The sequence below is a fragment of the Moorena sp. SIO1G6 genome (assembly GCF_010672795.1).
Taxonomy (GTDB): Bacteria; Cyanobacteriota; Cyanobacteriia; order Cyanobacteriales; family Coleofasciculaceae; genus Moorena; species Moorena producens.
In genome coordinates, this window is the sequence record NZ_JAAHFZ010000053.1 from 1 (window position 1) to 13509 (window position 13509).

The 13509-nt window shown below is 45.4% G+C and carries 11 protein-coding genes; 6 read left to right on the top strand and 5 right to left on the bottom strand.

Annotation, left to right across the window (positions count from 1 at the left end; all coding sequences use genetic code 11):
• Positions 1-24 precede the first annotated feature (24 nt).
• Together F6K63_RS29380 and F6K63_RS29385 are read right to left on the bottom strand one after the other, a co-directional pair.
• Complete coding sequence (locus F6K63_RS29380) at positions 25-885, bottom strand: RNA-guided endonuclease InsQ/TnpB family protein (protein ID WP_287313939.1); 861 nt, start codon at positions 883-885, stop codon at positions 25-27.
• 408 nt (positions 886-1293) lie between these two features.
• Positions 1294-1725 (bottom strand): helix-turn-helix domain-containing protein, encoded by a 432-nt coding sequence (locus F6K63_RS29385; RefSeq protein ID WP_008187894.1) that lies wholly within the window; start codon positions 1723-1725, stop codon positions 1294-1296.
• Positions 1726-2160: 435 nt separating this feature from the next.
• Between F6K63_RS29385 and F6K63_RS29390 the strand changes: the two genes are divergently transcribed.
• The 3 genes from F6K63_RS29390 (at position 2161) to argH (ending at position 5609) form a co-directional block, all read left to right on the top strand.
• A complete protein-coding gene (locus F6K63_RS29390) occupies positions 2161-3621 on the top strand; it encodes a GAF domain-containing SpoIIE family protein phosphatase (protein ID WP_287251918.1) in 1461 nt (486 codons plus the stop codon).
• A gap of 28 nt (positions 3622-3649) precedes the next feature.
• The gene (locus F6K63_RS29395) at positions 3650-3901 is read left to right on the top strand and encodes a hypothetical protein (RefSeq protein WP_008187897.1); all 252 of its coding nucleotides are present in this window, start codon (positions 3650-3652) and stop codon (positions 3899-3901) included.
• A 313-nt stretch (positions 3902-4214) separates the two neighbouring features.
• Positions 4215-5609 (top strand): argininosuccinate lyase, encoded by a 1395-nt coding sequence (argH, locus tag F6K63_RS29400; protein ID WP_287313918.1) that lies wholly within the window; start codon positions 4215-4217, stop codon positions 5607-5609.
• Positions 5610-6188: 579 nt separating this feature from the next.
• Here the strand turns inward: argH and F6K63_RS29405 are convergent.
• Positions 6189-6386, bottom strand: a complete 198-nt coding sequence (locus F6K63_RS29405) for an Asl3888 family RNA-binding protein (protein ID WP_008187899.1) — start codon at positions 6384-6386, stop codon at positions 6189-6191.
• Between the two features lie 683 nt (positions 6387-7069).
• Positions 7070-7360 carry an RNA-binding regulator gene (gene rbp, locus F6K63_RS29410; protein WP_287265581.1) on the bottom strand — a complete coding sequence of 97 codons (291 nt, stop codon included), beginning with the start codon at positions 7358-7360 and terminating at the stop codon, positions 7070-7072.
• A gap of 380 nt (positions 7361-7740) precedes the next feature.
• On the opposite strand from rbp, the gene F6K63_RS29415 reads away from it, so the two are divergent.
• Entirely contained in the window at positions 7741-8196 is a 456-nt protein-coding gene (locus F6K63_RS29415; protein ID WP_008187901.1) for an NUDIX hydrolase, read from the top strand.
• Between the two features lie 32 nt (positions 8197-8228).
• On the opposite strand, the gene F6K63_RS29420 is transcribed toward F6K63_RS29415, so the two are convergent.
• Positions 8229-9026 carry a pantothenate kinase gene (locus F6K63_RS29420; RefSeq protein WP_287251922.1) on the bottom strand — a complete coding sequence of 266 codons (798 nt, stop codon included), beginning with the start codon at positions 9024-9026 and terminating at the stop codon, positions 8229-8231.
• Between the two features lie 568 nt (positions 9027-9594).
• On the opposite strand from F6K63_RS29420, the gene F6K63_RS29425 reads away from it, so the two are divergent.
• Positions 9595-11313 carry a diflavin flavoprotein gene (locus F6K63_RS29425; RefSeq protein WP_008187903.1) on the top strand — a complete coding sequence of 573 codons (1719 nt, stop codon included), beginning with the start codon at positions 9595-9597 and terminating at the stop codon, positions 11311-11313.
• A 41-nt stretch (positions 11314-11354) separates the two neighbouring features.
• A complete protein-coding gene (locus F6K63_RS29430) occupies positions 11355-13103 on the top strand; it encodes a diflavin flavoprotein (RefSeq protein ID WP_008187904.1) in 1749 nt (582 codons plus the stop codon).
• Positions 13104-13509: the final 406 nt, after the last annotated feature.

Genomic DNA, 13509 nt, shown 5'->3' on the forward strand with positions numbered 1-13509 from the left:
ACGCAACGCGCCGGAGACGAAACCTTAGAAGAGTGCAGCCTTACAACAAAACCTGCCACCTTTGATGCATAGCCTACCAACTATAAAGGCTGCACTCTTCTTGCGGTAACTTCTAACCAGTCTCTTGGCATGTTCTTCACGCTGCCTACTTATTTTAAGGTGTTGTCTGCCTAATCTATTAATGGCTTTCTTACGGTTAGATGAGCCTTTATTTTTCCGAGATACTCGGCGTTGATAAAATTTTAGACGCTTCTCTCCTGCCCTATAGAAGCGAGGATGAGGTTCAGTGTTTCCCCTAGAATCGGTATAGAACTCTTTTAGTCCTACATCTAAGCCTAGAGTGGTATCAGCTGGGTCTAATTGCTCTTTTACATCAACAGAGACGCAAAACTGAACGTAGTACCCATCAGCCCTTGTGACAATGCGAACCCGTTTGATCAATTTTTTATCGAAGCGCCACAAGTCCCAGGTACCCTTGAGTTTCAGCTTTCCTATTCCTTTCTTGTCACTGAAAGTGATTGACTTTTTATCAGGGGAAAGTTTCCATCCTGATTGTTTGTACTCAACAGATCTACAGTGTTTTTGAAAACGGGGAAAACCTTTCTTTCCTGGTACTTTTTTCTTGCAATTGTCATAGAAGCGAGTAATTGATGACCAGGCTCTCTCAGCCGCAGCCTGTCGAGCCGTTGAATTCAGTTCATTGGCAAAGGGAAACTCTTTGGCAAGTATTTTACTATACTTGCTGAGGTCATATTTTCCTGTGCCCTTATTATCCATCCACAGACGAATACAACTATTTCGGATAAACTTTACTGTCCGAATTGCTTCGTCAATAGCTTGATATTGGCACGATTTTCCGTAGGCTTTGAATTCAATTATGATCATCATAAATCGACCTCTTATGTATACAATTACGCTAACACATATAGCGTAATTATACAACTATGATTCAATATCTTTTCAAGGCGAATAAACTCGCTAAGCACTTTCATCCCGGAGACGAAACCTTAGAATAAGGAAGCCTTAATCATAAAGTTTTCACCCTTTACTCATAGCCGACCAACCATAAAGGCTTCCTTATTCTTGCGGTAACTTCTGACCGGCTCTAAAGAGACGGAGCTTTCAGTGTTGGGATTCCTAGTAATTGGTAATTAGCGACTAGCAGGAAAACTGCCACCAGCGATGCAGCGCGGTCTTGGGGAGGCAGTGCGGTCTTGGGGGTTTCCCCCATGAGCAACTGCCGTGGTCTCCCCCATGAGCGACTGCCGTGGTTTCCCCCACTCGCGCTTTGCATCAAGAAATGAAGTGAACATCACTGAAGGTTTCGATCCACAAACGAGCGCCACAATCGAGTGGGTGATCTGGCTGATAGACAATCCGACATGGGCCGAGGATTTCTACTTGGTTGCCGTATAGATTGTTGCCACTTCGTTTTACTGAAATCACTGGCTTCCGGTCTTTGGGACTTTTGTGCATATTCGAGCCAATGTGATTGCGGTTGACATTGATCTTAGCTAGAGCCGGAGGACGATTTTTAAGCCACTTACCCTTTGGGCCACGTCTGCCTTTGGTAATTTGAGGCAGATAGTTAAACAGGGGAATAATCCAGAATTTACCGCTTTTATAAGCACCTCTGACCCGGCCAGAGCTTAGGAGTTGTCGCAATCGTCTAGAAGAAATTCCTAACAGAGATGCCGCTTCAGTAGTACCAACGCACTTGTTCATCAGTTGACTCCTTAAACTATTCCGATAAAACTAGTATAACAGAAAAATTTGTGAAACGTGGAATCATCGGGTGCTATTAATTAATGCATTAAACTTCAGCACTCAGAAGATTCCCTGAATAACATTGAGTGTAATTAGGGCTATCATTAGACAAATCAGGTCAGTTGGAATGATTGGTTGGGACTTCTGGAATAGCTAAAAATGGCAATCAGTGCTACTGTAGGATGCCATACTGTTGCGCTAGTTATCCTACATGGTTGAATCAATACCTAAGCAAAACTACCGTGAAGATCCAGGGTCAGCCATCGTAGGCTTCACAGGTCAACAGTGTCAGCAACAGCTGCTTGACAAAACCTGAGTAGACATCTGTTCTAACTCCTGATTAACCTGATGGTTTGTGCAGCATAACTGGTAACGCTCCTAACACCTGATGCAATGACAGCACTGCCCATTCCCCACCAACCCTCAAGTTCAACGAATAGCACCAGCTCCTATGCTGCTGCTAAGAAAAACCCTGTGTCCACCCTCAAAGAACTGGTGGCACGTCTTTATCGAGAACAGCACAAGGTTCAAGATTTGTTAAGTTCATTGGGGTTTGCCTTACGCAGCTTCAACAATCTCAATCAGTTTTTAGAGTTAATTCCTCTAATGGCAGCACGGGTGAGTGATGCCGATGGGGGAGCTTTAATCTTGTTCAATCGAGATGGTCAGGTACAACGCTCTGACCTACACTACCAGAACCCTCAGGTGGTTCAGACTATTCGTAAAGCGATAGAAAAGACCACCCACCAAGTGACAAGTCCTAATGGCCAAGGGGGGAATGATCAGCACACACCAACCTCTTTGAAACTGGTTCAGGCATCCTTTGATAAACTCTTGAGGGATTATCTTGAACCCAATATCAAACTGTTTAGTCTTCCGATTCTGGTTAAAAATGTTGAACAAGGACATTTGTATATCTTTAGCCATGACCCACAATATAACTGGACAGCAACACGACAGAAGTTGGTAAGGTTAGTGGCTGACCAAACTGCAGTAGCGATCGCTAATGATGAACTGAAAGTTGAGCTACGCCATAAAGAACGCTTAGATCGAGAGTTAGAAATTGGTGCCGATATCCAAATCCGCCTACTACCGCGCCAATGCCCTGAAATTGAAGGGGTGGAATTAGCGGCTTTCTGTAAAACCGCTAACCGTGTCGGAGGTGACTACTACGATTTCATTCCCACCAACTACGACCAGCTCGGACCGAAAAACTCCGGGGATGGTCATCTCACTGATGACCACAGTGCTTATTTACCTTGGAGCATTGTGATTGGTGATGTGATGGGAAAAGGGGTTCCGGCTGGGTTGATTATGACTATGACCAGGGGAATGCTGCGAGCAGAAGTACTAAACGGTCACTCCCCTGCACGCATTCTCGAACACCTGAACCGGGTTATGTATCCTGACTTGGAAAATTCCCATCGGTTCGTCACCCTGTTTTATTCTGAGTACGACCCCAAAACCAAGATTTTGTCCTATAGTAATGCCGCTCACAATCCCCCCTTGTTGTGGCAGGCATCAACCGGTTCTATCAAACCCTTGGATACCGCAGGAGGGATGCTGATTGGTTTAGAAATTGATTCTCAATACGAAGACTCTCAAGTGCAGCTCGATTCAGGGGACACCATTATTTACTACACTGATGGGGTGACCGAGGCAGCGAATCTCAATGGCAATCGCTTTGATGAGGAAAATCTAACCCAAAGCTTCCAGTGGGCCTGTGAACATAGTTATAGTGCTCAGGAAATTTTAGATTACCTATTTCAGCAAGTCCAGCAGTTTACTGGTACAACAACTAACGGAGATGATATGACACTGGTCGTAATGCAGGTAAAATCAAGGCTTGACTAATAGATTTAACGTATAGGAAAGCATAGCAATGGTGATTGTAGGCATACAAACAGTAATAGTTCCGTTAGATAGCATTAGCGATTGGACTGATGTCTTGGGATGGCTGAACTCTCAGTTACCCATCGATGGGCTAGTTTTAGCTCAAACTATTGAAGATCCAGATGTACTTGGTCAAATCAAGACGGCCTGGCAAAAGTTTATTGATTCTGGTCAGGCTGTGGCGCTGGTGATTGGTTTAGTTGTTGGTTACTTATTCAGAAATCTAACTTCGTTTAACTAAATCGTCAGCTGTCAGCCGTCAGCTGTCAGCCGTCAGCTTAAGATACATCTTCCGTAGCCTGTGCGGTTCGCTTAGTCTACACCTATGCCCATTGCACAATGCCCAAACGGTAAAATTTAATAGTTCCAAATTTTATAGAATTGAAAGTCTGGGGATTTGCCCTTCTTAGCTTATGCTCTACGCGCCTAAGCTGATAGCTGATAGCTGATAGCTGATAGCTGATAGCTGATAGCTGAATGCTTATACTAAATCTAACTTCGTTTAACGAGTCTTTTGTGCTTTATCTTTTGTCCTTTATCTTGTTTCCAAAACTGTGACTGAGCAAAAAACCTGGAGTCAGCGATTTGAATCAGCGTTACATCCAGCAATTGCTTGCTTCAATGCCAGTATCGGCTTTGACATAGAACTGATTGAGTATGACATTACTGGTTCTGTGGCTCATGCCAAGATGCTTGCCCATACTGGCATTATTTCTGAGTCGGAAGCTCAGCAGCTAGTAGCTGGCTTAGAACAAATCCGCTTAGAATACCACCAAGGAAAATTTAACCCTGGTGTTGATGCTGAAGATGTACACTTAGCTGTAGAACGCCGCCTAACTGATCTTGTGGGTGATGTTGGCAAGAAGCTACATACAGCGCGATCGCGTAATGACCAAGTTGGTACAGATACCCGACTCTACCTCCGAGACCAGATTGACCAGATTCGTAACCAATTACGTCACTTCCAAGAGGTCTTGCTCAATCTTGCCAAAGCTCATGTTGAAACCCTGATTCCTGGCTATACTCACCTGCAACGGGCTCAGCCAGTCAGTTTAGCCCATCACCTATTAGCTTACGTAGAAATGCTAGAGCGGGACTGGCAGCGTTTAGGGGAAATCCGACGGCGGGTGAATATCTCACCCCTCGGTTGTGGAGCCTTAGCAGGGACTACCTTCCCGATTGACCGACATCATACCGCCGAAACCTTGCATTTTGAAGGAATTTATGGTAATAGCCTCGATGGAGTAAGCGATCGCGACTTTGCCATTGAATTCCTCTGTGCTGCCAGTTTGATCATGGTACATCTGAGCCGATTGTCAGAGGAAATCATTCTCTGGGCATCTCAGGAATTTGGCTTTGTTACTCTCATCGATAGTTGTGCTACTGGTTCGAGCATCATGCCCCAAAAGAAAAATCCTGATGTTCCGGAACTGGTACGAGGTAAGACTGGTCGTGTCTTTGGTCATCTGCAAGGGTTGTTGGTATTGATGAAAGGGCTACCTTTGGCTTACAACAAAGACCTGCAAGAAGACAAAGAAGCACTGTTTGATAGCGTTAACACTATCAAAGCCTGTCTCGAAGCCATGACCATTCTCTGGCAGGAAGGGTTAGAATTTCGTACCGAACGTTTGGCATCAGCAGTTACTGAAGATTTCTCTAACGCTACCGATGTCGCTGACTATTTAGCCTCAAAAGGGGTTCCGTTTCGGGAAGCCTACAATCTGGTGGGTAAGGTGGTCAGAAGTTGTTTGGCATCCGGGAAGTTACTGAAGGATTTGAGCCTCGAACACTGGCAAACTTTGCACCCAGCCTTTGAGGAGGATATTTATCAAGCCATTGCCCCTACTCAAGTAGTAGCTCGTCGGAATAGTTATGGTGGCACTGGTTTTGACCAGGTTAGGCGAGGGATTCAGGATGCATGCGATCGCTTAAATTCCAATCATGATTGATCGCTAATTTATCGTAAGCATATGCGCTACGCGCACTCTACGCGAACAGCTATCAGCTGTCAGCCGTCAGCTATCATGCAGACGTAACTCAGATTAAACAAATGCTTACCTGTTTTATTCAAAAGCACCATCTGTAGCCCATAAGCACCTCACCTCAAGTAGCGTGCGCGTAGCGCATAAGGTGATAGCAGCATCTGTAGCAACATCTGTAGCCCATAAGCACCTCAAGTAGCGTGCGCGTAGCGCATAAGCTGATAGCTGACGGCTGAATGCTTACAATTTATCTCTAATTTAGATCTTGTCGATCTTGCACCAGTACAAAAATACTTAATAATCTTAATAATAGGGAAGTTCGGATCGGGAAACTTCGGATCAGAAGTAAGGATTTTTAGTTAGTTTTTGGCTTAAAAGATACTTTGACTTTTGTTTATTCCAATCACATAACCTTGACTTATTCTGACTCGAAGCTCCTGACTCGATACTCCTAAGTTTTCTACATCAACAGTAGTTAATCAACTGGGGTAGCTGCCTGATCGGATGTAAGGAGTCAGCTATGACAGTCAGCTGATAGCTGACTCCTTACATCGCACCAGTACCACCTTGGTAATTATCCTCGTTGTTAGTTTCTGCTGTTGTTTCCTCCGACTTAGGAGGTTTGCTACCGTACCGTCTATTTTTGGAAAAACGGCCCGTATTACGCTTGGATTTCCGAAACTTACGGGCGTAAGCTTGATTCCGCTGCGCCTTTTCCTTTTTTAGATTGCGGCGCTTTGCCATGTCTACCTCATTGATAAAAAAACAAAAACACTATCAAACCCAAGTCTTAGACTAGATTCAGCTTGGTTTATTTAAGTTACCCATTTGACACTCCCCGCCCTGGAAGGACGGGGATTCTTAGTTCTTCGACATGCCTTAAAATTAGTTATCCGCCAAAGGCAATATTTAAGCCAAATATCCGTTAAAAACCAAATATTGAGCTTAATTTAACTAACCCCAGTGGGCTTATCTCCCTAAGCGTTGAGTTTCCTCAGTTTCCGTGTGCCGGAGACGAAACCTTAGAAGAGTGGAGCCTTTATGGTTAGTCGTCTATGGGTAAAAGGGTTAAAACTTTGCCGATTTTGGCTCCACTCTTCTTACGGTAACTTCTAACCCCACGGTACTTTCATCTTTTAAGATTTGCTTTACTGGTTGTCGGTATCCGCGCTTGATCCATACGTTTTTAATGAGGTTTTTCGCGCCTCATGTACTAGCATCGCTTTACGTCGTTAGTTTGTTGACAGTACCGACGAATCCTGTCTGTGCTAGGCTACCTTTTTATTATACCACAGTGAACAAAAGCCCTCCTAGAAGGACGGGGCTTGAGACCCACTTTTTCGGTCACCCACGGCAAAGGAAAATGGTTAGTTTTCCACAACATACTTCTTGATTGTCCTCGAAGCCTACTGTTGTTATAACTTATTCTAGAACCCACTGCGACTACGATTTCCTCGATTGTTGTCGTTGTCGTTAGTCTTTGGTCTAGCTTTGCGGACGCGCATATAACGCCCCATCCATTCTGCACCATCTAGCTCAGCAATGGCAGAATCTTCCTGATCTGTTGTCCCCATATCAACAAAAGCGAATCCACGCCCTTGACCTGTTTCCCTATCTTTAGGAACTACTACTTTTGATACTGTACCATAATCCTGAAATACTTCCTGTAAGTTTTCAGAGGTAACCTGATAATCTAGGTTGCCAATGTATATAGTCATTTAGAGTTGTCCATCTGATCGAAAATGTTCAGATGAAGGTCGGTGAGAGGGCAAAGCACTGGTGCATATCTACCCAGGTTATGACAGCGATGCAGCGAGGTAGCGCGGTCTTGGGGATCACCCCCCATGAGCGACTACCGGTGCGGTCAAAGGAGGCCCCCCACTCGCGCTTTGCATCAAGACAGAGATTTAACCACAAGTGATTTGCCTGTAACCGGTTAGGTATTCCTTAGGCTCCTAGCTGTTAACTACTCAGACGTTCAACGTTGAATTGCATCACAATGGACTTTTCAATCACTGACGTTACCGAACTTGCATCCATAATGTCTATCATAGCAGTCAGTAAAAGCAACACACACAATCAACAGCCCTATCATCACATGAGAAGATTATGGCAATTTGTCCAAACAGTTCTGGGGATTATATTTCGACATCCTATTACCGGTACGAGCATCATTCCACTCTTGCCGGATGGGCGAATTGTGCTAGTTCGACGTCGTGACAATGGTAAGTGGGCTCTACCAGGAGGGATGGTTAACTGGGGTCAAGATATTCCAACGACTATCGAACGGGAATTATTTGAGGAAACCGGACTTGAGTTGCTCAAGATTCGCCAGTTAGTTGGGGTTTACTCAGCACCAGGAAGAGATCCCAGAGTCCATTCTATCTGTATTCTGGTAGAAGCTGATGTGACTGGAACCATGGAGGTACAGGACGTATTGGAAATTAGTGAAGTCAAGGCGTTTGAACTGGAAGCTATCCCTAAGGGAAACCTCAGCCATGACCATGACCGTCAGTTACAGGACTATTTTGAGGGTAATATCACCGTTGCTTAATTCCCCATTCCCCACAAAAGTCACCGCAGCAACTAACTACCAACGACTGACAACATTCCCCAAAAGATTAAGTAAGGATCAACAATAATCTGAGCTGCTATTCCAGGAAATTGAGATTGGAGATAAGTAACTAACTGCTCAGAGTCGCCACCAGTCAGAGCAATCGGACTGTTGGGAAACTCCCTTTGCCAATCCTCAATAAAATCCCGGATACTAGCTAATACTGTATAGACCACACCACTTGCCATGGCTCCTGATGTTTCGAGTGACCAACGCTTTGGTAACTGAGCTGGTAGTTCAATGGCGGGTAATGCTCCAGTTTTTTGTGCTAGAGACTGTAACTGTAATCCTAATCCTGGCAAGATAGCCCCTCCGATTAGCTGTAGGTTTTGGTTAGCACCAGTAAAGGTTAGAGCAGTACCAGCATCAATAACCAAAATTGGATAACTATACCTGTGACCAGCACCAAATAACGCCAAGGCGCGGTCAATGCCTAGGGTGGGATATAGTCCGGAAAGGGGTAAATCTTCCAGGGTCAATATTGTAGTATCGGAATAGTTTTGCCAGAGTGCTGTTTGGGCAGGTACTACTGAAGCGATGTAAAGGGGTAATGGCTTGGATGTGTCTGTACCCTGAGCTCCTAACTGGGGTGGGAAAATTTCCTCTGACATTACATTAGACGTCCAGTCCTTGATTAACTGCTCTACAGCTGCTGGGGTTAGATGGTTGGTATCCCAGGCTTTTTTCAGGGTGTTATCCACAAACCAAGCCCAATGTAGCCGGGAATTGCCAATCACTAATCCTAAAAAGCTGTTTGCCTTAGTTGTCATATAGCAGTTATCAATTGGGTTAGGTCCTTTCGTTTTCGGTTGCGCGGGAGTCGGGAGTCGGGAGTCGGGAGTAGGGAGTAGGGAGGACACAACTCTACCGATAGGTTGAACGCGATGGACGCGCGTCCCGCTTTGCTGCGAAGCGCGTGGCCTAAAAGCCAAGGTTGAAGGTTGAAGATTGAAGGTTGGTTGGTTGAAGGTTGAACGCGATGGACGCGCGTCCCGCTTTGCTGCGAAGCGCGTGGCCTAAAAGCCAAGGTTGAATGTTGAAGGTTATTGAACGCGATGGACGCGCGTCCCGCTTTGCTGCGAAGCGCGTGGCCGAAAGGCCAAGGTTGAACGCGATGGACGCGCGTCCCGCTTTGCTGCGAAGCGCGTGGCCTAAAAGCCAAGGTTGGTTAAGGCTAGGATTAGCCTAGGGCATTAGCTATCAGCTATTGGTGGTGACTGAACTATAACCAATCCTAAATCAGAGCTATAGCATATTTAAATCCAGCTTTTGAAGATATTTGTGTAAAAATAAAGAAAAGTTACATAACTTAAAAATAGCGGATAAAGGAGTAAAGGGATGGTAGTACTCACTGACCGGGTTCAAAAGCGGCTAACCATAGAGACTAGCGAGATTGCTCCAGATACCACAACTATTCGTTCTTTGGATTGGGATCGCGATCGCTTCGACATCGAATTTGGACTACAAAACGGCACCACGTACAACTCGTATCTGATTCGGGGTGAGAAAATTGCCTTGGTCGATACCTCCCATGAAAAATTCCGCCAGCTATATTTAGATACTCTAACTGGACTAATTAACCCTACCGATATTGATTACCTAATTATCAGCCATACCGAACCAGACCACAGTGGCTTAGTCAAAGATATCCTTGCACTGGCTCCAGATATTACTGTGGTGGGCTCAAAAGTGGCAATCCAGTTCCTGGAAGACTTTGTACATCAACCGTTTCAGCGCCAAATTGTCAAAACTGGTAATCAGCTAGATTTAGGCAATGGGCATATCCTGGATTTTGTTAATGCCCCTAATCTCCATTGGCCCGACACCATGCTCACTTACGATGGGGGGACTAAGGTGCTGTATACTTGTGATGTGTTTGGCATGCACTACTGCTCTGCTAGCACCTATGATGACAACCTCAGCGCTATCGAAGCAGATTATCGATTTTACTACGAATGCCTGATGGCTCCCAATGCCCGTTCAGTGCTATCTGCTCTCAAGCGGATGGATAAGTTGGGAGAGGTGACTACTATTGCTAATGGTCATGGTCCTCTACTGCGCCACAATGTAGAACAACTGGTAGGAAATTACCGCAACTGGAGTCAAGCTAAGGCCAAGGCAGAAAAATCCGTTGTTGTGTTTTATGTCTCAGATTATGGCTATAGCGATCGCATTTCTCAAGCGATCGCCCTAGGGATTACCAAAACTGAGATTGCTGTGGAGATGATGGACCTCAAATCCGCTGACCCCCAAGAGGTTCAGGAAGCGGTCAACCGCGCGGCTGGCATAGTGATTGGCATGGCTCCAGCCACAAACAGCAACACTACAGCAGCAGTTAGCACGGTATTGGCTGCGGTCAAATCCAAGCAATCCTTTGGTCTGTTTGAATCCTATGGCGAAGATGACGAACCGATTGACCCCCTACGCAGTCAATTGAGAAGCCTAGGACTCAAAGAAGCCTTTCCTGGGATTCGCATCAAAGACACTCCTAGTGAAACCACTTACAAGCTTTGTGAAGAAGCTGGTACTGACATCGGGCAATGGTTGAGTCGCGATCGCTTGATCAAGAACATGAAATCCCTAGATACAGACCTAGACAAAGCCCTAGGTCGTATCAGTGGTGGGTTATACATCATTACCGCTAAGAAAGGGGATGTCAAGAGTGCGATGTTAGCCTCTTGGGTGAGCCAAGCTAGCTTCGAGCCTCTCGGTTTCACCATTGCTGTAGCCAAAGACCGGGCGATTGAATCCTTGATGCAAGTGGGAGACCGCTTTGTACTCAATGTACTGGAAGAAGGCAACTACCAAGACTTGATGAAACACTTCCTCAAGCGCTTCAAACCTGGTGCTGACCGCTTTGCAGGGGTTAATACACAAACCGCAGAAAACGGTTCCCCGATTCTGAGCGACGCCCTAGCCTATCTAGAGTGTAAAGTTACCACTCGTATGGAGTGTAGTGATCATTGGATTGTTTACTCTACCGTTGACACCGGACGGGTTTCTAAGCCAGAGTCTCTGACTGCTATCCACCATCGGAAAGTGGGAAATCATTACTAAACATTAATAGCAGTTCTAAATGTAATCGGCTAACCTGAACCATGAACACTACAAAACCCCGTGACGTCCAACCTCTCTATATTGCTACCGATACCCTCATATTGCGATCGCGTACTTGGGACCGGCTCAAATTTGAAATCGAATATGCCTTGCAACGAGGCACCACTGCTAATTCTTTTGTCATTAGAGCTGATCAAATCGCCCTATTCGATCCACCAGGAGAATCCTTTACAGAGGTATTTCTCAAAGCATTACAAGAACGCCTTGACCCAAAGCTGATCGATTATGTCATCCTCGGTCACATTAATCCCAATCGCCTGGTTACTCTGAATGCTCTGCTCAAACTTGCTCCTAATATTACCTTTGTTTGTTCCAATCCTGGTGCTAAATCCTTGCGCACTCTGTTTGAGAAACTAGAGGATAAAGCTATTCCAGAACAGGAGCTCAAAATCCTGGTAATGAAAGGGGATGACACTCTCGATTTAGGGAAAGGTCACATCCTAGATTTTATCCCTACCCCTAATCCCCGTTTCCCTGATCAGCTTTGTACCTACGATTCTAAAACTCAAATCCTATTTACAGATAAATTATTTGGTGCTCATGTCTGTGGCGACCAGGTAATGGATGAAGGTTGGAGGGTTTATGACGAAGACCGACGCTATTATTTTGATTGCCTGATGGCACCCCACGCCCGACAGGTGGAAACAGCTTTAGCTAAATTAGATGACTTTGATGCTAAGCTTTATGCTACCGGTCACGGACCTTTGGTGCGCTATGGCTTTCAAGAACTGACTGAATCCTATGGAAAATGGAGTAAGCAACAACAAGCTCAAGAGGCTAATGTTGCCCTAATTTATGCCTCAGCTTACGGCAATACTGGAGCAATTGCCCAAGCGATCGCACGAGGTATCACTAAAGCTGGTGTATCGGTAGAATCCCTTAACTGTGAAGCAGCTGACCCGGAAGAGATTGGCGCTGCTGTGGAGAAAGCAGACGGATTTATCATGGGTTCTCCTACCCTAGGAGGTCACGCACCAACCCAGGTTCAAACCGCTTTGGGTATGGTTTTATCTAGCGCTACTAAAACTAAGCTAGCGGGTGTCTTTGGTTCCTATGGCTGGAGTGGGGAAGCCATAGACCTATTAGAAAGTAAGTTCCGGGATGCGGGTTACAAGTTTGGCTTTGAGACGATTCGGGTCAAATTTAAGCCTACAGACAAAGACCTCAAATACTGTGAAGAAGCCGGTACAGATTTTGCTCAAGCCCTGAAAAAAGCCAAAAAAGCCCGGAAACCCAAGCAACCTGCTGGTGAGTCTTCCGCTGCCCGCACGGAGCAAGCGGTGGGACGGTTGATTGGTTCACTGTGTGTTGTGACTACTAAACAACAAGACCTGACCGGAGCGATGCTAGCTTCCTGGGTATCTCAAGCTACCTTTACGCCTCCAGGGTTAACCGTAGCGGTAGCTAAAGAACGAGCAGTTGAGTCTTTGATGCACACTGGGGATAACTTTGTATTGAATGTGTTAGAAGATGGGAAACATTTACCCTTGATGAAACAGTTTCTTAAACCATTTGGACCTGGTGAAGACCGATTTGGTGGGATAAAGATCGAAGAATCAGAGAATGGTTGTCCAATACTAAGTGATGCCCTAGCTTATTTGGAATGTACTGTAGAAAATCGGATGGAATGTGGTGACCACTGGCTAGTTTATGGGGTAGTTAAAAATGGGAAGGTGCTATCTGATGGAGTAACTGCTCTGCATCATCGTAAGTCGGGAACCTATTATTAATAGGAGATAGTTTTTTGGTTTAAAGGGAACAGGGAACATAACTATATCTGTAAGCTATCAGCTATCAGCGTGTCGCGTATCAGCGTGTCGCGTATCAGCCTTTGGCTGACGGCTGACGGCTGAATGCTTAGCAGCTATCAGCTTTTGAATAAAAGAGGTCAGCATTATTTTAATCTCTATTACGTCGGCACCTCAAGTAGCGTGAGCTTTTAGCTCACGGCTGACGGCTGACGGCTGACCGCTGAATGCTTACCGATGTTTTAACCTTTACTTCGACTGCTATAGACCTAAAAAAAGTGATGCTCAGCAAAGAGTGTCGCTTTTTTTTATTAACCCTCAAACTATACCAGGATCATTATACTTCATAAAAATCTCCCCCGACTCCCGACTCCCTCGGTGCGCTTTC